The sequence below is a fragment of the Mesorhizobium sp. P160927 genome (assembly GCF_057766385.1).
Window position 1 is genome coordinate 5,443,396 of record NZ_JBYMDW010000001.1, and the last position, 19,001, is coordinate 5,462,396.

The following is a 19,001-nucleotide window of genomic DNA, read 5'->3' on the forward strand; positions in this document are numbered from 1 at the left end:
CTGATACCAGAATCGCGAGCACAACCGGCCGGGTCTTCCCGTCCCGGTTTTTTGTGCAAGCCCGCTGCCGAACGGAATTCATAGACATGCCCAGACGAACCGACATCAAGTCGATCCTGATCATCGGGGCCGGCCCCATCGTCATCGGCCAGGCCTGCGAATTCGACTATTCCGGCACCCAGGCCTGCAAGGCGCTGAAGGAAGAAGGCTTTCGCGTCATCCTGGTCAATTCCAATCCGGCCACCATCATGACCGACCCGGAACTGGCCGACGCCACCTATATCGAGCCGATCACCCCCGAAGTCGTCGCCAAGATCATCGCCAAGGAGCGGCCCGACGCGCTGCTGCCGACGATGGGCGGCCAGACCGCGCTCAACACCGCTTTGTCGCTGCGCCGCATGGGCGTGCTCGAGCGCTACAATGTCGAGATGATCGGCGCCGACGCGCATGCCATCGACAAGGCCGAGGACCGCGCGCTGTTTCGCGAGGCGATGAAGACGATCGGGTTGGAAACGCCGAAGTCGATGCTGGCCAACGCCACCGACGTCAAGAACGCCGACCGCAAGACGCATGAGGCCGAGCGCGCCGCGCTGAAGGCCGAGAAGCCGGACAATCTCGACGCCGAACTCGATGCGCTGGAAACCCGCTGGAACCTCGGCGAAGGCGACCGCAAGCAGCGCTACATCAGCCATGGCATGGCGATCGCGGCCCAGGCGCTCGACCATGTCGGCCTGCCGGCCATCATCCGCCCGTCCTTCACCATGGGCGGCACCGGCGGCGGCATCGCCTACAACAGGGCCGAATTCTACGACATCGTCCAGTCCGGCCTCGACGCCTCGCCGACCACCGAAGTGCTGATCGAGGAGAGCGTGCTGGGCTGGAAGGAGTATGAGATGGAGGTCGTCCGCGACAAAGCGGACAATTGCATCATCGTCTGCTCGATCGAGAACATCGACCCGATGGGCGTGCACACGGGCGACTCGATCACCGTCGCCCCGGCACTGACCTTGACCGACAAGGAATACCAGATGATGCGCAACGCCTCGATCGCGGTGCTGCGCGAGATCGGCGTCGAGACCGGCGGTTCCAACGTGCAGTTCGCCGTCAACCCGGCCGATGGCCGTCTCGTCGTCATCGAGATGAACCCGCGCGTCTCGCGCTCGTCCGCGCTCGCCTCCAAGGCGACCGGCTTCCCGATCGCCAAGATCGCCGCCAAGCTAGCCGTCGGCTACACGTTGGACGAACTGGAGAACGACATCACCGGCGGCGCCACGCCCGCCTCGTTCGAACCGAGCATCGACTATGTCGTGACCAAGATCCCGCGCTTCGCATTTGAAAAGTTCCCCGGCGCCGAGCCGGTGCTGACCACGGCCATGAAGTCGGTCGGCGAAGTCATGGCCATCGGCCGCACCTTCCAGGAATCTTTGCAGAAGGCGCTGCGCGGTCTCGAAACCGGCCTCACCGGCCTCGACGAGATCGAGATCCCCGGCCTTGGCCATGCCCTGGGCAACAACCCGGACGACCGCAACGCCATCCGTGCCGCCCTGGGCACACCGACGCCCGACCGGCTGCGCATGGTGGCGCAGGCGATCCGCATGGGCACCTCGCTGGAGGACGTGCACGCCATGTGCAAGATCGACCCGTGGTTCCTCGAACAGATCGCCGGTATCGTCGCCATGGAAGCCCGCATCCGCGAGCACGGCATTCCGGGCGACGCCGTCAATCTGCGCATGCTGAAGGCGATGGGCTTCTCCGACGCGCGCCTCGCCTCGCTGACGAAGACCGACGCCGAAGTAATTCAAAGGATTCGTGAAAAGCTCGACGTTCATCCGGTTTATAAGCGCATCGACACCTGCGCCGCCGAATTCGCCTCGCCCACCGCCTACATGTACTCGACCTATGAAGTGCCCTTCGCCGGCGCGCTCGCCAACGAGGCGCAGGTCTCGGCGCGCAAGAAGGTCGTCATCCTCGGCGGCGGGCCGAACCGCATCGGCCAGGGCATCGAGTTCGACTATTGCTGCTGCCACGCCGCGTTCGCGCTGCGCGATGCCGGCTATGAAGCGATCATGATCAACTGCAACCCCGAGACCGTTTCGACCGACTACGACACCTCGGACCGGCTCTATTTCGAGCCGCTGACGGCGGAGGACGTGCTGGAGATCCTGCGCGCCGAGCAGGCCTCGGGCGAGCTGGTCGGCGTCATCGTCCAGTTCGGCGGCCAGACGCCGCTGAAGCTGGCGGACGCGCTGGAGAAGGCAGGCATTCCGATCCTCGGCACCTCGCCCGACATGATCGATCTCGCCGAGGACCGCGACCGTTTCCAGAAGCTGCTGCACAAGCTCAACCTCAGCCAGCCGAAGAACGGCATCGCCTATTCGGTCGAGCAGGCCCGCCTCGTCGCCGGCGAGCTCGGCTTCCCGCTGGTGGTGCGCCCCTCCTATGTGCTCGGCGGCCGCGCCATGCAGATCATCCATGACGAGGGCATGCTGCAGAGCTACCTGCTCGACACCGTGCCCGGCCTGGTGCCGGAGGACATCAAGCAGAAATATCCCAACGACAAGACCGGCCAGATCAACACGCTGCTGGGCAAGAACCCGCTTCTGTTCGACACCTATCTCTCCGGCGCCATCGAGGTCGATGTCGACTGCCTCTGCGACGGCAAGGCGACCTTCGTCTCCGGCATTCTCGAACACATCGAGGAAGCCGGAATCCACTCGGGCGACAGTGCCTGCTCGCTGCCGGTTCACTCGCTGCCCGCGGAATTGGTCGACGAGCTGGAACGCCAGACGGCGGCCCTGGCCCGCGCGCTCAATGTCGGCGGGCTGATGAACGTGCAATACGCGATCAAGGATGGCACGGTCTATGTGCTGGAGGTCAACCCGCGCGCGTCGCGCACCGTGCCCTTCGTCGCCAAGACCATCGGCCGTCCGATCGCGAAAATCGCCGCCCGCATCATGGCCGGCGAGACGCTGGAAGACGCCTTCGCCCATTACGGCGCCATGCCCGATCCGCGCAATCCCGGCCACATCGCCGTCAAGGAAGCCGTCTTCCCCTTCGCGCGCTTCCCCGGCGTCGACATCCTGCTCGGCCCGGAAATGCGCTCCACAGGCGAGGTCATGGGCCTCGACCGCGATTTCGCGCTGGCCTTCGCCAAGAGCCAGCTCGGCGCCGGCGTCGACCTGCCCCGCTCCGGCACGCTGTTCGTCTCGGTCCGCGACGAGGACAAGAAGGGTATCCTGCCGGCGGTGAAGCGCCTCGCCGGCCTCGGCTTCAAGGTGCTGGCGACCTCAGGCACGCAGCGCTTCCTCGCCGAAAACGGCGTCGACGCCCAAAAGATCAACAAGGTGCTCGAAGGCCGCCCCCACATCGAAGACGCCATCCGCAACCGCCAGGTCCAGATCGTGTTCAACACAACGGATGGCCAGAAGGCAGTGTCGGACTCCAAATCGCTGCGCAGGGCGACGCTGATGCAGAAAGTGCCGTATTACACGACGTTGTCGGGTGCCGCGGCCGTGGCGGAAGCGATTGCGGCGTTGAAGGCGGGGAGTTTGGAAGTCAGGCCGCTGCAGGAGTATTTTGCCTGAGGTGATTGGCTCTCTTCTCCCCGTTCAACGGGGAGAAAGGTGCCGGCAGGCGGATGAGGGGCAGCGCTCGCACCTCAAATTGGCGGCTGCCAGTCCAGGCAACGCGGCAAAGACGGCCAACATCGCCACTCTACCCATGGGGGCAACCCACAGACGTCTCACTGTTGTTGGAGCTTAGCTCGCTAAATCGGCGACAACAACTTTCGTAGCCTTGTTCTTAGCTCGTTCCAGCTTGTTCAGCGCCTTTCGCATTCTGGCGACCGCTTCCTTGGCTTTGTCCCCTTCGATCGTGTCCCGCTTGATCACTTCATTTTCAACCATCAGCGAGAGGTTCTCGTTGCCGACTTTGATGTCAGGAAACAGTCTCCGGATTTCCCGACGCACCACTGAGATGACAGCATCCGACCGTATGATCGCAGATACAGTAAACTTGTTGAATAATTGGGCCTGCTGATGAAAGGCATCCATCGCATCGGTCGTCAGCCCTTCCTTGGCGAACAGGAAGAGGCACTGCAGGTGATCCTCATTCTTGGGATTCATATCAGCGAGTACTATACGGCAAACTTCTTCGTGGCTGATCTGTTTTGCCACATAGATGCGGACCAGCCGCCATTCGACGGCATTGGTCAGGATCACCCAGTGAATGCCTTGATGAGCTCCATAGTCGATGACCTGCCTGAGGTGATTATCGGCCAAGCTGCAGCCTGCTGATTTCACTTCGACAAGCAATCGCAGTTTTCCTGCGATCTTGATCGCGAGATCACAATATGTCGCTTTGATCTGATGTTCCGACGTCAGTTCGTCATATTTGTCGTAGCCAAAAACATCAGCCAGAATGTCCTTGGCCAACGTAACGGTGTCAGCCTCCGCGACATCGGATTTTTGCTGAGCCAGCGTAATCCGCTGATACTTCTTTAGATTCGACGCAACTCGCTCGATAAATTTTTTTCGATAATTTGTTCAATGACTCACCCTCCCTATCCCCGACGGGAGTTGAGAGGGAGTTTACTTGAAAGACAAGTAAAAATTACACTAGAGATTGCCGGCCCTTCGCAGGCTCAGGGCGTTCGAAGCTCGAAAAGCCAAGCGATTGGCTTTTCGTCCGCTATCCGGGTCACACCCTCACCCCACCGCCACGCACTCAATCTCGATATCGAACTCCATCGGCCACGACGCTACCGGCACAAAACTCCGCGCCGGCGGGTTGACGCTGAAATACCGGGCATACACCCTGTTTATCGCGTTGTAGAAGCCGGAATTGACGGCGTAGATGCGCACCATCACCACGTTTTCCAGCGAGGTGCCGGCCGCTTCAAGGCAATGTTTCAGCGCCTTCAGCGAGGCCTCGGTCTGGACCTCGATGTCGCCGCGCACCATCTCGCCGGTCACCATGTCCACCGGCGGCGTCGCCGAGATGAACACGAAACCGTTGGCCCTCACCGCCGTCGAACAGGGCAGGCCGAGTGAGCGCACCTTGTCCGACATGACGGGCACTTCGATGACTTCTTTCTTCATGGGTGTCCTCCCCCGGGTTGGCAGGGCTGGCGCCACTCCCCCGGCCTCCGCTTCGCTCGGCTGACCTCTCCCCGAGGGGAGAGGAGATCACGAGCGCCGGCGCCGGCTCATCTCCCCAGCGGGGAGAAGGTGGACGCGAAGCGGCCGGATGAGGGGCTGGCGCCGACTCCTGCGGTAATAGGCAGCTTATCCCGGCACCGGCGGAACGCCAGCGCCGACGCATGGTCCAGCCCTCACCCCTGCCCCGGATAGGGCGTGCCGTCCTTGTGCAGGAAGCGCCCGTCCGAACTCGGGCTCATCATGTCGATGTCCGAGCAGGTAATCACATCGTCGGGGTTGCGCGAGCCGACTTCCAGGTAGCGTGCGGTAACCGACGCGCGGTTGATCATGTGATGTCCATTGCCGCTGTTCTTGGCGAAGGCAGCACTATCGCCGGCCTTGAGCAGCGTCTCGCCGCCATCCTCGACCAGCGTCAGCTCGCCTTCCAGCACATAGACGAGTTCGTCCTCATGGCTATGCCAGTGACGCTGGCTCGACCAGCCGCCCGGCGGCAGCGTCATCAGGTTGACGCCGAAATCGGTGAGCCCGCCGGCATCGCCAAGGCGCCGGCGCGTGCGGTCGGCACACGGGGCGTCGAAGGGAACGGGGTAGCCCGAGCCCTTGCGCACGGGCACGGATGCGAGGTCGATCTTGGGCATGGGATGCTCCCGAGGTGAGGCCGGGTAGTGTAGCGCATGGCGGGTGGAGGCACAGGGGCCTCTTTCGGCTGCTGGTTTACCAGGGGCAGAGCGCCTGACACCTCAACTTCGTCATCCTAGGGCGAAGCAGCCGCGGAGCGGCGTCGCGGAGACCCTAGGATCCATGCCGCGACATCAATCGGGGACGCAGCGGAACAGAATTACGAACTGTAGCGACGCTTTGAAGTCCCGGCATGGATCCTCGGCTCTGCGCCGCGTCGCCGCGCTCCTTGCTCCGCCCGTGGATGACGAAATGAAGGAGGTCTCCACCGGCCAGAAGGATGGCCTACCCTTGACCGAACAACTCGCCCAGCCCCTAATGCGCCGCGCCGAGCTCCTTCACGTGCTTCTCATGCATCTTCAGCGTCGGCAGCGTCTTCTTGGCGAATTCCTTCAGCGCGGGGTCGTCGCCCGATCTTGCATAGGTGCTGAACAGCGCGACCGCCTGCTTGTGGGCCTCGGTCTGCATCATCACGTATTTCTGGTCGAACGCCTTGCCGCTGGCGGCTTTCAGCTGGTCCAGCATCTGCTGCTCCTTGGGTTGCAGCGCGGGGCCGGCGGGCTTGATCGAGGCGGTGGTCTGCCCCTTGCTCAGCGCCTGCTTGAAGTCCTCGCCGGCCTTGGTGTGGTCCTTGATCATCTGGCCGGCGAAGGCCTTGACGTCGGCCGAGGCGGATTTCTGTTCGGCGAGCTGGCTCGACTGGATCTCGAATTCATTGGCACTGGGCACGGCGCCGACGAAGGTCGGGGTGTCGACCTTGCTGTCGGGCAACATGGGCGCGACGGCGTTCGAATTGGTGCCGTTCGTCTGGGCAAGGGCGGCGGGCGCGACGGCGGTCAGCGCGACGGCGGCCAAGGTCAGGAGCATTTTCATCTGGCGTCTCCGATCGGAATGGTTCCCTCAAGGAGTCCAACGCCGCGGACGCCGCGAGGTTGCCAGCCGGGTCTCTTCTGGTCACGGGAAGGAGGGAAAGCAGCCTTACGACCACAGCATGATCTCTCCCTACGGGCGGCGAGGCCCCAGCAGAAAGGCCGTCATCGTTGCGCTCACGCACGCCACCGCCAACAAGGGGACGAAGCCCGAAGAGCCGGGCGTTCGGCGCATTGGAACAGGGCTTTCTGAAGCCGGAGCATTTTGAACCAAACCGTCCAGGTCGGACCTGCTCCCCCGTCGAACGGAATAGGCGCGCGTCAACTCCGCACCGAGCAGAAAGATTTCCGATGAATAATAGACCCAGAGCAGTATGACGAGCAGCCCTCCGGCCGCACCATAGGACGATGCGACCGCACTTGTGCCGATATACCAACCGATAAGCGACTTTCCCAACGTGAACAGAGCGGCGGTCACCACGGCGCCGATCCCGACATCCCGCCATTGCAAGGCACGGTCCGGCAGGACTTTGTAGATCGCGGCAAACATCACGGCGATCAGGGAAAAGGAAATAAAGGTGTTGATGGCGCTCAGAAAAAATTCGCCGAACGGCAGATGAGCGCTGATCACATTGCCCAGAGCCGAGATCGCAGCGCTCGCCGCCAAGGATACCAGCAACATGAAGCCGAGGGCGGCGACCAGGCCGAGACTTGCCGCGCGTGCGCGCAACAGACGCGACAGCGAATCCCCTTTCGCTTCAACCTTCCATATTGCATTCAGGGCCTGCTGCATCTCGCCGAACACGGCGGAGGCGGTGACGAGCAGAGTGGCCACGCCGATAAGCGCCGCCAGGGTCCCCGATGATTTGCTGGACGCCCCTTCGAGCGCCGTCTGAAGGAGCGCCGCGCTTTCCGAGCCCATCAGCCCCGATATCTGGGCGGACAAGGCCAACTGTGCCGCGTCATGACCAAAAGCGATGCCGGCTATCGCGACGACGATTATCAGAACCGGGGCCAGCGACGTGGCGGCATAAAACGCCATTGCCGCCCCATGACTAAGGGCATTGTCGTTGACAAAGCCAACCACGCTTTCTCGCACCAAGTCCCATACGTCTTTAATTGCAGGGCGCACGTCCAATCCGTGAAGCGGGTCGCAAACCGTCTCCTATCAATGCAGCGGATCGTCCGATGTTCCGGCCGACTTGAGCGGCTTCAGCAGCCACGTGAAGCGCGGATCAAGGACACTGAAGCCAGCAGGATGCGGCGAGGTTGCCTGCCGGCGCGTCAAGACGACAGGGTCACCTCGCCCTCGTCCTCACCATCCCAGTAATGGGCGCGAACGGCTTCGATCTTGATCATGGCCAGCCCGGGCGTATCGGTGCCCTGTTCGAACCACTCGTCGATATCGTCGGTCCAGTGTTCCTCGAAGGCAACCTTGTCGCGGATGATCTCGGCCTTGCCCTCAACCGCGACCCAGAAACCATCGTCGCCCTTGAAGGCAAGCGACACATTGGCATCGCGTTCGATATCCTCCACCACCTGCGACTTGTCCCAGGTAAAGTAGAAGGAGGAGCCGTCATAGTCGACGTCCTGGTTGTTGCTCATCGGTCGGCCGGCAATGGCACCGCCTTGCGTGTGGGTGGACAGCATGGCGACATCGATATCGCGCATCTTCTCGGCAATTTCGGCAAGGTTTCTGTCGGTCACGGCGGGCTCCTGTTGGTTGTATTGGCTAGGCCAACGTCCCACCCCGGCTTTGGTTCTCAGGAACCGCGGGCGGCGCGGGACATTCCTGACCCGGAGGACCTTCGGATGCGGAAGCTGCGCAAGGGAACACGCGTCACCTGGGCCTGGGGCGCTCATACCGGCGAGGGCAAGGTGGCGGAAAGTTTTACCCGCGACGTGTCCCGCCAGATCAAGGGCACCGAGGTCAAACGCAAGGCATCGCCCGACGAGCCCGCCTATCTCGTCGAACAGGCCGACGGCGACCATGTGCTGAAGAGCCACTCGGAACTGAAAAGGGCGGACTGCGCGACTTCAGTGGCAGCACGCCTCGCCATATTGCAGTTGCTCGCCGAAATTCGGCCGGCCCTCCGGCGTGAAATCCATCAGGTTCCACAGGCTCTCGCAGGTGCCGATGGCGCGCGGGTCCTGGCCGGGCTCGGTCGGCGCGAAACCGAGTTCCGACGACCAGAAATGCCTGATGCCGTCAGCATCGCGGTGGAACACCGACAGCAGCGGGATCTGCGCGCCGTCGGCGTCCTCGGCATTGTAGTCGCGCTTGAAGCTGTTGTTGGCCGACGACACCAGCCGCATGTCGCGCCAGCCGCGATCGCGGCCGAGCGTGACGAGGTTTTCCAGCGCCGTCTTGGCCACCACGGCGAAGTTGAAGCCGGCCGCTTCGAGATGGCCGACCGCGCCGTCGAACTGGTCGAGCAGGGCGGTGCAGGACGGGCATGGCTGGTCGGGCCGGGCGAGCTTCGCCGTACCGCCGCTGGTCGCGACGTCGCGCGTCTCCCGCGGATGGCGCGGGAACATCATGTTGTAGAGGATCAGCGTGTTCTTGCCGGGCGCGAACAGCTCCGAAAGTTTTATCCTGGCGGGCTTGCCGGCGGCATCGAGCCCGTCGAATACATAATCCTGCGGCACCAGCCCGCCCGGCGGCAGCGCGCGGCGCGCCTCGGCCACGGCTTCCATGGCGCGGCGCAGCTCGATTTCCTCCTTCAGCAGCTTTTCGCGTGCGGTGCGGTATCTGGCGGATTCGTTGGGAAAGGTGATCATGATCGGCTCCTTGGTTCCGCGCGCCGGCGTCCCGGCGCGGTTGCTCTGCGACCCAAGGACGTTTGGCCGCGACCGGTCCCGACATTTCGCATCGGGACAGGCCCGGCCTTGCCACATCCCCGTTATCGGCTACAGCTGCGGAGTGGAGAGAAGAATGCACGAAGCCGACGAGATCGACCTGCGCTGCCCGCAAGTGGTGGCCGACAATGCCGCCAAGGGCCTGCGTCTGCGCAAGCAGTTCGGCCGTGGCGGCACCGAGATCGGCGTGGCGCGGGCGACGGAGCTGAAGAACCGCGAGAAGCTGGCGCCTTCCACCATCCGCCGCATGGTCAGCTACTTCGCCCGCCACGAGGTCGACAAGCGCGGCAAGAATTACGGCAATGAGGAAAACCCTTCGGCCGGCACCATAGCCTGGCTCTTGTGGGGTGGCGACGAGGGCCGCGCCTGGGCGCTGGAGATCAAGCAGAAGATCGGCAACGCGCCCGATATCTGAACGCCGACCGCCTCCTCACCCCTTGACCCCGCCGGCGGTGAGGCCGGAGACGATCTTGCGCTGGAAGATCAGCACCAGCACCACCAGCGGCACCGTGACGATCACCGAGGCGGCCATGATGTTGCCCCAGGGGATTTCGAACTGCGAATTGCCCGAGAGCAGCGCGATCGCCACCGGCACGGTCCGCCGCGCGTCGTTGGAGGTGAAGGTCAGGGCAAACAGGAACTCGTTCCAGGCGCCGATGAAGGCCAGCAGCCCGGTGGTCGCCAGCGCCGGCCACATCAGCGGCAGGAAGATGCGCGTGATGATGATCCACGGCGTCGCGCCGTCGAGGATCGCCGCTTCCTCGACCTCCACCGGCAGGTCGCGCACGAAAGCGGTGAGCACCCAGACGGTAAACGGCAGCGTGAAGATCATGTAGGAGAAGATCAGCGCGAAAAGCGAATTGTAGAGGCCGAACAGCCGCACCAGCTCGAACAGCCCGGCCAGCACCGCCACCTGCGGGAACATCGAGACCGACAGGATGGCGAACAGCAATGCCGAGCGGCCGCGAAAGCGGATACGCGCCAGCGCGTAGGCCGCGGTGACGCCGAAGAACAGCGACAGAGCCACCACCGCGCCCGAAACCGCCAGCGAGTTCAGGAGGTTGCGCAGGAAGGCGCCTTCGGCCAGCACGTTGCGGTAATTGCCGAGGCTGGGCGCCTTCGGCCATAGGTCGGCCTGGAACAGCTCGGTCCCCGATTTGAGGCTGGTGACGATGGCGTAATAGAACGGGAACACCGCGATGAGCACGATTGCTCCGACCAGCAGATAAAAGGCCATGCGCTTCAGGAGCCACATCTCAGCGGCCTCCGTCCAGGCTTATCCGGCCAATGCGGATGGTGAGGATGGTGAGCAGAGCGAGGATGAGGAAGAGCAGGGTCGAGGCGGCCGAGCCATAGGCGAACTTGTCGAACTCGAACAGGTTCTCGCGGGCGAACACCGACATCGACTTGGTGTGCGCATTGTTGGGCGTCAGCACATAGATCAGGTCGAAGATTCGCAGCGCATCGAGCACCCGGAAGATCACCGCCACCATCACCGCCGGGCGGATCAGCGGCAAGGTCACGCGCCAGAAGATCTGCCAGGGATTGGCGCCGTCCAGCCTGGCGACCTCGATGATTTCGCGCGGCAGCATCTGCAGCGCCGCAAGGATCAGCAGCGCCATGAAGGGCGTCGTCTTCCAGATGTCGACGATCAGCACCGCCGCCATTGCCGTATCGGCGCTGGCGGTCCAGGCGATCTTGTGGTCGATCAGCCCTAGGTTGATGAGCACGACATTGATGATGCCGAACTGGTCGTTCAGCATCCACTGCCACATCTTCGCCGAGACGATGGTCGGGATCGCCCAGGGAATAAGGATCGCCGCCCTGACGATGCCGCGGCCGAGGAATTCGGCGTTGAGCACCAGGGCGACGACCATGCCGAGGATCGTCTCGCAGGTCACCGAAACCACCGCGAACCGCACGGTGTTCCACACAGCGCCCCACCAGACCGGGTCGAGAAGCAGCCCGTCGTAGATGACCCGCCCGCTCGGCATGCGCAGGACCGAGACATAATTGGCCAAGCCGGCCCATTGGCGGGCGTCCAGGTCTGACAGCGAGGCATCGGTGAAGCTGAAATAGACCGTGCGCGCCAGCGGCCAGCCGGCAGCGGCGGCGAGCACCGCAAGCATCGGCGCCAGGAACAGCCATGCCGAGCGCACACGCTGGCTCATCAGCCTCGAACCAGAGCGCGCATCGGCCGGGTGCGCGCTCACCAGCCCTTGCCCTTCAGCCGGGTCAGCGTCGCTTCGAGGTCGGCCAGATTGTCGGCGGCGCTGCCTTCGCCGGACAAGGTCTTGTGGACGGCGTTCCAGAACTGGCTGGACGCCTCATTGTACTTGTTCCTCGTCACCGCCGAGGGCCGTGGCCCGGCACTGAGGAAGACCTCCTTCCAGTGTGGAATGATCGGCTGTTGCCGGGCGATGTCGGGGTCGTCATAGAGCGCCTGGATGGTCGGCAGGTTGGCGGTCTTGAGCGTGCGGTATTTCTGCATTTCCGGCGAGGCGATGTACTTGACTAGGTCGATCGCGGCATCCGGGTGCTTGGAATATTTCGAGACCGCGAGGTTCCAGCCGCCGAGCGTCGCTGCCGGCCGCGCGCCCTCGCCCGTGCCAGCCGGCAGCGGCGCGACATCGAACTTGCCCTTGATCGGCGACCCCTGGCTGTTGCCCAGCGCATAGGCATAGGGCCAGTTGCGCATGAAGACCGCATTGCCGGTCTGCCACACGCCGCGCGCCTCCTCTTCCTGGTAGGCGAGCACGCCGGGCGGTGCGATGGTGCCGATCCAGGCCTTGGCCATGTCGAGCGCGGCCGCCGCCTGGGGGTTGTTGATGGAAATCGCGCCATCCGGCTCGACGATATGACCGCCGCCATTCGACACCACCCATTCGAACGCGTCGCAGGTCAGCCCTTCATAGGCATTGCCCTGGAAGACGAAACCCCAGATATCCCTGTTGCCCGAGGCCCGCTCCTTATCCATCACCAGCCTGGAGGTGTCGCCCAGTTCCTTCCAGGTGGCCGGCACCTTAACGCCGTATTTGTCGAGCAGATCCTTGCGGTAGTAGAGCGCCGGCGCATCGGTGAAGATCGGCAGCGCCACCAGCCTGCCGTCGACGGTCTGCGACTGGATAATCGACGGGAAATGCTTGGCCACGACATCCCTGGTCGCCTGGGTCAGGTCGACGAACTGGCTGGCGAGCTGCGGTGCCCAGATGACATCGGTCTGGTAGACGTCGACGTCGCTGTTGCCGGCAGCGAGCCACAGCCTGTACTGGCCGAACTGGTCGGTCCCCGACGACGGCATGGCGACGATGGTGACCGTGTCGCCGCTCTCCTTCTCATAGCGGTCGAGGATCTCGCGCAGCACCTTGAGGCCGTTGCCGGTGTCGCCCGACACGATCGACAGCTCGACCGATCGCGCCGGACCCGCCGCGAGCACGACAGCGACGCTCAACGCCAGCCATGCGTGGAAAAGCTTCATCGCGGTGGATCTCCCTAGGCAGCCGGCGGCGCACCGCATCGGCAGCCGGTCAGGCCCCACCGTTCATTGAATGCGGAGCAGCGCCTTGGGTTCCCGAACAGCCATCGCCGGTGAAGGGGACGGATCAACGTCGTCGGTCAGCCTTCCCAGGCGACGGGCCTCATGCCCAGCCGCTCATAGAGCCGCACGGCGGCGGGGTTCTCGAGCGTATTGGTCTTGAGATCGACATGGGCGGCGCCCCGGTCGCGAAAAATGGCGAAGGCGTGCCACATCAGCGCTTCGCCGACACCCTTGCCGCGCGCCTCGGGATGAACGGCCAGATCCTTGACGAACGCCGAGCTCCAGCACAGTGCAGCAGCCGCCAGCCTGCCCTTGGCGTCGATGACGAGGAAACACAGCGCCGGGTCGAATTCGGGATCTTCCGATATGCGCGGCCACCATTCGTCGAAGGGGCCGTCGGTGCCGTCGTCGAACACTTCGCCCAGCAACGCATGCAGGGGCGGCGCGTCGCCGCGCTCGAACGAGCGCATGAGGAAGCCGTCCGGCCAATGCGGTGGAACGAGCGTCTCGTCGAGGATCTTGCGCAGCCGGATGTCGTTTGGAGCCGGCGGGCGCGGTTCGGGCATCGCGCTCAGGCGTCGGGCTGAAGACGCCCGCGCTTGCGGTCGGCGCCGAGGCCGGTCGCCTCGAGCAGGCCCTTGCGCTTGGCGTCGAAATAATAGCCGGTCTGGTAGAGCCAGTCGGCCTTCTTGGCGTTGCCGTTGGACACCAGCCAGGCGCCGCGCAGATATTTGACCGCGTATTTGAGGTTGGTCTCGGCGTCGAACAGGCCTTTGGCCGGACCGTCATAGCCCATGCCGCGCGCCGTCGCGTGCTTGATCTGCATCAGCCCCCAATGGCCGTTATTGTACGCCTTGGGATTGTAGGTACTCTCGCGGTTGACGACATGGCGCACCAGATCCACCGGCACCTGGTAGAAGGCGGCGTATTTGACGATCAGCCGGTCCACATCGCCGCGCATGCCGGTCACATGCTCTTCCGGCTCAACCGGCGCCAACGGGAACTGCACCAGCGCGGCCGGGTTCTGCGGCACGACATAGGCCACCTGCTGCACGCCAGGCAGTTTCTGGCCGCCCTTGGCAACCGCTGGCATGATGAGCCCGGCGGTCCTGTAGGTCGCCGCCGACTGGATCGGCCGGCCGGCTTTCGCCGGGGCCGGCGCCTGCCAGGCATTGGCGGTCATCACGGCGGGTATCGCCGGCGCCGTTGGGGTCGCCCCGGCAAAGGCGGCGGGCGCCGCGGTCGGCTGGGCGACGGCATCAAGCGCGGGCGTGGCCGGGCTGGGAGTCAATTCAGCCGTCTGAACAGGCTTGATTCCGGAGGATTGCGGCAACACCGAAACCGTTTCCGGCAAGGGGATGGTGAAGCCGGCATCGCTGCCGGCAACCGTCGCGGTTTCGGTCAGGGAAGGCGCGGCCTTCATCCGTGAGGTCGAGGTGCAGCCGCTGATGCCGGCAGCCGCCACGATCACGCCGATGGCGATAAGGGTTTGTTTTGCTGGCAAGCCGCGTTCGATGTCCGGTTTGTCGGGTGTTAAGATTTCCTTACACCAGCGATTCCTGGGTAGCAATCGGGGCCATCTGGTGGTTTTCGGGTGGCGGGATGCAGGCCGTGATGCCATATCGTTCCTGATATGTACCTGCGGGAATCCCGGATTTTGCCGCTTTGCGGAAAGGAGCTCAGCATGCAAACGACATCTTCGATCACGGCCGGCCACGCAGTGTTAGAAACAGTGATCGGTTTCATGGGCATCGCTTGGAGCGAAAAGGGCCTGATCCGTCTTTGCCTGCCGGAACGCAGCCGCGAAGCGGTGGAGCGGCGGTTGATGCGCCATGCCGGCATTTCCGCCTCCAGGGCCCAGCCGTCATGGGTGGTCGAACTGATCGCCTCGATCAAGGCTTACGCTGCTGGCGAGGACGTCGATTTCACCGGCTTTCCCGTCGATCTCGATGGCATCGACGATTTCCGCCTCGCCATCTACAACGCGGCACGAAAGCTCAGCTATGGCGAAACCACCACCTATGGCGAACTCGCCAAGCGTGCCGGCCATGCCGGCCTGCCGCGCGAAACAGGGGCGGCCCTTGGCGCCAATCCGGTGCCCCTGGTCATCCCGTGCCACCGCATTCTTGCCGCCGGTGGCAAGATCGGCGGCTTCTCGGCGCCCGGCGGCTCCGTCACCAAGGAAAAGATGCTGGCCATGGAAGGCGTGCATGTCGGCCCGCCGCCGCCGGCGCAGGTGTCTTTCGGGTTTTAAGAGCAGTAAGCCGCTCCCGGGGGCTAATGGCGCCGGATGAATCGATGCCTGAAATGCTCATTGTCCGGCCGCTTGCAGTTGTACACCGGGCAGGACTTGGTGTCGGCGCTCGGCACATAGGCGCGCGTCCGCACCTCGCCCATGGTGCAGAACTGCTGGCTCTGCACATAGCGGTCATAGAGCGGCAGCCCCGGCACCCGCTTCGACTGATAGCGAAGGATAACCGCACCTTGGCGCGCGATCGCCGACTGGACCTTGACGCAGCTCAAACGTGTCGGGTCGTAGCGCGAGATCGCCTGCGCCTGGGCGGCCACCAGCGTGAGGCAGGTGGCAAGCACGATGGTTTTCATGGTCCTCTCCCCTCGATCCGCCGCCCGGGACGGCACGATCTTGCGCCACGGTTTCACCAGATTGGGGCGGCCGTTGGGCGACCCCAGATCACGACGTTTTCACGCAGTCTTGTTTTTTGTGCGAAAGCAGCCTATATCAGCCCCATTGATATTTCGGCCGATCGATCCGGGCCTCGCGATCTTCGCGTTTGCTGACGTCTATCTCCAAAATCTCGATGCACACCGGCTGGACTTCGGTCCGGTCATACCAAAGCAAATGTGAAGGACTATTTTTATGGCAACTGGAACGGTCAAGTGGTTCAACGCCACCAAGGGTTTCGGCTTCATCCAGCCTGACAGCGGCGGCGCGGACGTTTTCGTCCACATCTCGGCTGTCGAGCGCGCTGGACTGTCGACCCTGGTCGAAGGCCAGAAGATCAACTTCGAGATCGAGCAGGACCGCCGCACTGGCAAGTCGTCCGCTGGTTCTCTGAGCAAGGCAGCCTGATTTTGAAAATGGCGCGCGCCGGACGAGAGTTCGGGGCGCGCGGCAAGTCACGGATGTACTGACGGTCGCGCGAGAAACGCGCCGGAGCGGAAAGACCCGACAAGCTGGAACAGCAGATAGCTGCCAGCCCGGACCGGATGCTCCCAATCAGGCTACCGAAATGGGAAGGCGGGATTTATCCCGCCTTTTTATTTGTCTGGGGCTCAGAGCTGTGTTGCCGCTTTCGCCAATGGCCTGCCTTGCCTACCCCACCCACTCGATCGGCACATGCCGCGGGTCCGCCTCCACGCGGCCGAGCCAGGCGACCACCGACGGATAGGCGTCGAGCTGGAAGCCGCCCTGCTCCGCCGTGTGGGTATAGGCATAGAGCGCGATGTCGGCGATGCTGAATGTGCGGCCGGCGAAGAAGTCGTTGTTTTCGAGATATGTGTTCATGACGCCGAGCGCCTTGTTGCCGCGCTCCAGCGTCGCCGCCAGCCGCTCCGGCGTGGCATCCGCGGCCCGCTCCGGAAAGGTCAGCAGCGCCTTGCGCACGGCGATATAGGGCTCGTGGCTGTATTGTTCGAAGAACAGCCACTGATAAGCGAGCCCGCGCTCATATTTGTCCGCGGGCAGCAAGCGTGTGCCTTCGGCGAGATAGAGCAGGATGGCGTTGGATTCTGCCAGCCGCCGGCCGTCGTCCAGTTCCAGCAACGGCACCATGGCGTTCGGGTTCTTGGCGACGAAATCGGCCTTGCGCGTATCGCCGGTATGCGAACTCACCTCGACAGTGGTGAAGGCAAGGCCGAGCTTGGCCATCAGCAAACGCGGCTTGTAGCAATTGCCGCTATCGATCATGCTGTAAAGTATCATCATGGTTCCCCGGAGCGCTGCTTCTGCGAGCCGATTATCGCAGCGGCATCATCCTCAACCAATGATTTGTTTTGGCGCGACCATCAACGCCGCTTATGCAATGGTACGACCTTGTTGTCGAAGCCCAGCAGCGCATCGACGGCAAGCGGCTCTTCGTTGAAGATGGTGCCGGCCAGCGCCGGACGCCCGAGCAGAAAGCCCTGCAGCAAATCGACCCCGCCTTCGAGCGCGACACGCAAATGGGTGGGCTGCTCGATACCCTCGACCAGCACCTTGGCACCGCGATCGTGGAGGCTGGACACCAGCGGGCGGAAGAAGCGTTCGGCGGCGGCGTGGCGGCAGAATTCCGCGAACCAGCCGCCATCGATCTTGACGATGTCGGGCTGAAGCAGGCTTACCCGCTCCACGGTCGAATGGCCGGTGCCGAAATCGTCAATGGCGATGCGGATGCCGTCGCGCCGCATTTCACGCACCAGCCGGGCCAGCAGCGCATCGTCCGCCGCCTGCTCGGTGATTTCACACACCAGCATGGCTGGCGCCAGGCCGAGTTCGTCGAGGTGCCGGCTCATCAGCCGGATCTCGGCCAGCGCCCGTCCAGCATGGTCGTTGACCAGAGGATTGTAGTTGAAGAACAGGTCGAGCCCGTCGACCCCGATATTATGGAAATTTCTCAGATGCAGCACCCGGCACATTGTTTCGACGTACAGCCGCTCCGGAGCCGCGATGCTGTCGAAGAACATCCGAGGCGACACTGGCCGGCCGGCACGGTGCGGTTCGATCAGGCCCTCTACGGCCACCGGATGCAAGCTGCCGCCGCGCGGGGCGTAGATCGGCTGGTAGGCGCTGCGCAGGCGGAAGTCGCCATGGATCCCACATTCGATGCCGATCTCGTCGATGAAGATCGCATCGCCAACGGTACGCCGCCGCTCGCGGCTCATCGCGCCACCTTGCGCCCGAAGGCTTTTGCGGGCCGCCCGGTTCGCGGCGCGACGGCGGCGGCAGCGGACGCATGGCTCGAGGGAGGAGCCGGCTCGGGACTGCCCTGGCCGAAAGCGCGGAAACTCGTCGGCACCAGTTCTGGGCGGGCCAGCACATAGCCCTGGACCATCGAGGCGCCGGATCGTTCGGCCAGCTCCAGTTGCCAGCCTTCCTCGATGCCTTCGAACACGGTGCGGATGCCCTGGTCCTCGAAGCTCCTCACCATGGATGTCAGCAGCGCGAAACCGGCGCCCGATTCCATCAGTTGCGTGATCCAGTGAGCATCGAACTTGACGATGTCGGGGCGCAATTCCTTGACGCGAGTGATGTCGGAATCGTCGGCGCCATAGTCGTCGACGGCGATCCGGAAGCCGTTGGCCCTGAGCGCGGCGACGAAGCCGTGCAGGGTCTCCTGCGATGCCGATCTCTGCTCCGTCACCTCGCAAACGACGCGGCCCGGATCGATGCCGGCTTCGTGCAGCACCAGCCGCATGTCACGCAAGGCACTGTCGGCGACAGCGCGCTCGGTGAATACCGACGGGTCGAAATTGATGAAGATCGACGCCTCTTGCGGCAGGCAGACGCCGGCATTGAGCAGATGCAGCGTCCTGGTCAGCGCCTCCACATGCAGACGGTCGACCGCCGGACAGGTCGAAAAAAAGCTCATCGGCGATTGCGGCTCGCCGTCGCGAAACGGGCGGATCAGCCCTTCGAAGGCGGCAACCGAAAGCTTGCCCTCATTAAAGGCAAATATCGGCTGAAAAGCGCTTTGCAGGGTATAAATGCCCCAGACACCGCTCGAGGTGCCGTCATCATGACGGACGATATGGGCAAGTCCGATGCTGCGTGACAAAGGTTCCTCGCTCCGCGACCTGGCGGAATTGAACCGCGATCCTGCCATGCAAGCCTCTACCGCCCGTTAATGAACTTTCCTCTGCCGATCACGCCTGATTGACCGCGCCCTCCCCACTTGGCCC

General features: G+C 63.6%; 20 protein-coding genes and 1 pseudogene. 5 read left to right on the top strand and 16 right to left on the bottom strand.

Annotated features, from left to right (window positions below; genetic code table 11):
• Positions 1 to 86: 86 nt before the first annotated feature.
• Positions 87 to 3,584, top strand: coding sequence for a carbamoyl-phosphate synthase large subunit (gene carB, locus AC3CB8_RS26645; RefSeq protein WP_352564589.1), 3,498 nt, complete (start codon positions 87 to 89; stop codon positions 3,582 to 3,584).
• A gap of 174 nt (positions 3,585 to 3,758) precedes the next feature.
• On the opposite strand, the gene AC3CB8_RS26650 is transcribed toward carB, so the two are convergent.
• The 6 genes from AC3CB8_RS26650 to AC3CB8_RS26675 form a co-directional block, all read right to left on the bottom strand.
• Complete coding sequence (locus AC3CB8_RS26650) at positions 3,759 to 4,433, bottom strand: hypothetical protein (RefSeq protein WP_352564587.1); 675 nt, start codon at positions 4,431 to 4,433, stop codon at positions 3,759 to 3,761.
• A 273-nt stretch (positions 4,434 to 4,706) separates the two neighbouring features.
• Positions 4,707 to 5,099 (bottom strand): Rid family hydrolase, encoded by a 393-nt coding sequence (locus tag AC3CB8_RS26655; protein ID WP_023781498.1) that lies wholly within the window; start codon positions 5,097 to 5,099, stop codon positions 4,707 to 4,709.
• 233 nt (positions 5,100 to 5,332) lie between these two features.
• Positions 5,333 to 5,797, bottom strand: coding sequence for a cupin domain-containing protein (locus tag AC3CB8_RS26660; RefSeq protein ID WP_352564584.1), 465 nt, complete (start codon positions 5,795 to 5,797; stop codon positions 5,333 to 5,335).
• 355 nt (positions 5,798 to 6,152) lie between these two features.
• On the bottom strand, positions 6,153 to 6,710 hold the full coding sequence (locus tag AC3CB8_RS26665; protein ID WP_352564582.1) for a DUF4142 domain-containing protein: 558 nt from the start codon (positions 6,708 to 6,710) through the stop codon (positions 6,153 to 6,155).
• Positions 6,711 to 6,839: 129 nt separating this feature from the next.
• Positions 6,840 to 7,838, bottom strand: a complete 999-nt coding sequence (locus tag AC3CB8_RS26670; protein ID WP_352564580.1) for a YihY/virulence factor BrkB family protein — start codon at positions 7,836 to 7,838, stop codon at positions 6,840 to 6,842.
• Between the two features lie 152 nt (positions 7,839 to 7,990).
• A complete protein-coding gene (locus AC3CB8_RS26675; protein ID WP_023781494.1) occupies positions 7,991 to 8,413 on the bottom strand; it encodes a pyridoxamine 5'-phosphate oxidase family protein in 423 nt (140 codons plus the stop codon).
• Between the two features lie 105 nt (positions 8,414 to 8,518).
• On the opposite strand from AC3CB8_RS26675, the pseudogene AC3CB8_RS26680 reads away from it, so the two are divergent.
• Positions 8,519 to 8,710: pseudogene (locus AC3CB8_RS26680) on the top strand (hypervirulence associated TUDOR domain-containing protein); the annotation flags it as partial.
• A gap of 33 nt (positions 8,711 to 8,743) precedes the next feature.
• On the opposite strand, the gene AC3CB8_RS26685 reads toward AC3CB8_RS26680, so the two are convergent.
• The gene (locus tag AC3CB8_RS26685; protein WP_352564578.1) at positions 8,744 to 9,487 is read right to left on the bottom strand and encodes a DUF899 family protein; all 744 of its coding nucleotides are present in this window, start codon (positions 9,485 to 9,487) and stop codon (positions 8,744 to 8,746) included.
• A 154-nt stretch (positions 9,488 to 9,641) separates the two neighbouring features.
• Between AC3CB8_RS26685 and AC3CB8_RS26690 the strand changes: the two genes are divergently transcribed.
• Positions 9,642 to 9,980 (top strand): hypothetical protein, encoded by a 339-nt coding sequence (locus AC3CB8_RS26690; RefSeq protein ID WP_015316182.1) that lies wholly within the window; start codon positions 9,642 to 9,644, stop codon positions 9,978 to 9,980.
• Between the two features lie 15 nt (positions 9,981 to 9,995).
• On the opposite strand, the gene AC3CB8_RS26695 is transcribed toward AC3CB8_RS26690, so the two are convergent.
• The 5 genes from AC3CB8_RS26695 to AC3CB8_RS26715 form a co-directional block, all read right to left on the bottom strand.
• Entirely contained in the window at positions 9,996 to 10,820 is an 825-nt protein-coding gene (locus tag AC3CB8_RS26695) for a carbohydrate ABC transporter permease (RefSeq protein ID WP_023794191.1), read from the bottom strand.
• Position 10,821: 1 nt separating this feature from the next.
• Complete coding sequence (locus tag AC3CB8_RS26700) at positions 10,822 to 11,736, bottom strand: carbohydrate ABC transporter permease (RefSeq protein WP_084056178.1); 915 nt, start codon at positions 11,734 to 11,736, stop codon at positions 10,822 to 10,824.
• 38 nt (positions 11,737 to 11,774) lie between these two features.
• A complete protein-coding gene (locus AC3CB8_RS26705; protein ID WP_352564576.1) occupies positions 11,775 to 13,043 on the bottom strand; it encodes an ABC transporter substrate-binding protein in 1,269 nt (422 codons plus the stop codon).
• 137 nt (positions 13,044 to 13,180) lie between these two features.
• Entirely contained in the window at positions 13,181 to 13,669 is a 489-nt protein-coding gene (locus AC3CB8_RS26710) for a GNAT family N-acetyltransferase (protein ID WP_023770193.1), read from the bottom strand.
• A gap of 5 nt (positions 13,670 to 13,674) precedes the next feature.
• Positions 13,675 to 14,607 (bottom strand): transglycosylase SLT domain-containing protein, encoded by a 933-nt coding sequence (locus tag AC3CB8_RS26715; RefSeq protein WP_352564574.1) that lies wholly within the window; start codon positions 14,605 to 14,607, stop codon positions 13,675 to 13,677.
• 180 nt (positions 14,608 to 14,787) lie between these two features.
• On the opposite strand from AC3CB8_RS26715, the gene AC3CB8_RS26720 reads away from it, so the two are divergent.
• Entirely contained in the window at positions 14,788 to 15,357 is a 570-nt protein-coding gene (locus AC3CB8_RS26720; RefSeq protein ID WP_352564572.1) for a methylated-DNA--[protein]-cysteine S-methyltransferase, read from the top strand.
• A gap of 23 nt (positions 15,358 to 15,380) precedes the next feature.
• On the opposite strand, the gene AC3CB8_RS26725 is transcribed toward AC3CB8_RS26720, so the two are convergent.
• The gene (locus tag AC3CB8_RS26725) at positions 15,381 to 15,707 is read right to left on the bottom strand and encodes a hypothetical protein (protein WP_352564570.1); all 327 of its coding nucleotides are present in this window, start codon (positions 15,705 to 15,707) and stop codon (positions 15,381 to 15,383) included.
• Positions 15,708 to 15,981: 274 nt separating this feature from the next.
• Here AC3CB8_RS26725 and AC3CB8_RS26730 point away from each other — a divergent pair, with 274 nt between their 5' ends.
• Complete coding sequence (locus AC3CB8_RS26730; RefSeq protein ID WP_015316174.1) at positions 15,982 to 16,194, top strand: cold-shock protein; 213 nt, start codon at positions 15,982 to 15,984, stop codon at positions 16,192 to 16,194.
• Positions 16,195 to 16,437: 243 nt separating this feature from the next.
• On the opposite strand, the gene AC3CB8_RS26735 is transcribed toward AC3CB8_RS26730, so the two are convergent.
• The 3 genes from AC3CB8_RS26735 to AC3CB8_RS26745 all read right to left on the bottom strand — a co-directional run bounded on the left by AC3CB8_RS26735 (position 16,438) and on the right by AC3CB8_RS26745 (position 18,877).
• Positions 16,438 to 17,046, bottom strand: a complete 609-nt coding sequence (locus AC3CB8_RS26735) for a glutathione S-transferase family protein (RefSeq protein ID WP_023770198.1) — start codon at positions 17,044 to 17,046, stop codon at positions 16,438 to 16,440.
• An 83-nt stretch (positions 17,047 to 17,129) separates the two neighbouring features.
• On the bottom strand, positions 17,130 to 17,984 hold the full coding sequence (locus tag AC3CB8_RS26740) for an EAL domain-containing protein (RefSeq protein ID WP_023770199.1): 855 nt from the start codon (positions 17,982 to 17,984) through the stop codon (positions 17,130 to 17,132).
• On the bottom strand, positions 17,981 to 18,877 hold the full coding sequence (locus AC3CB8_RS26745) for an EAL domain-containing protein (protein WP_352564568.1): 897 nt from the start codon (positions 18,875 to 18,877) through the stop codon (positions 17,981 to 17,983). The genes AC3CB8_RS26740 and AC3CB8_RS26745 overlap by 4 nt, the downstream gene beginning before the upstream one ends.
• Positions 18,878 to 19,001 lie beyond the last annotated feature (124 nt).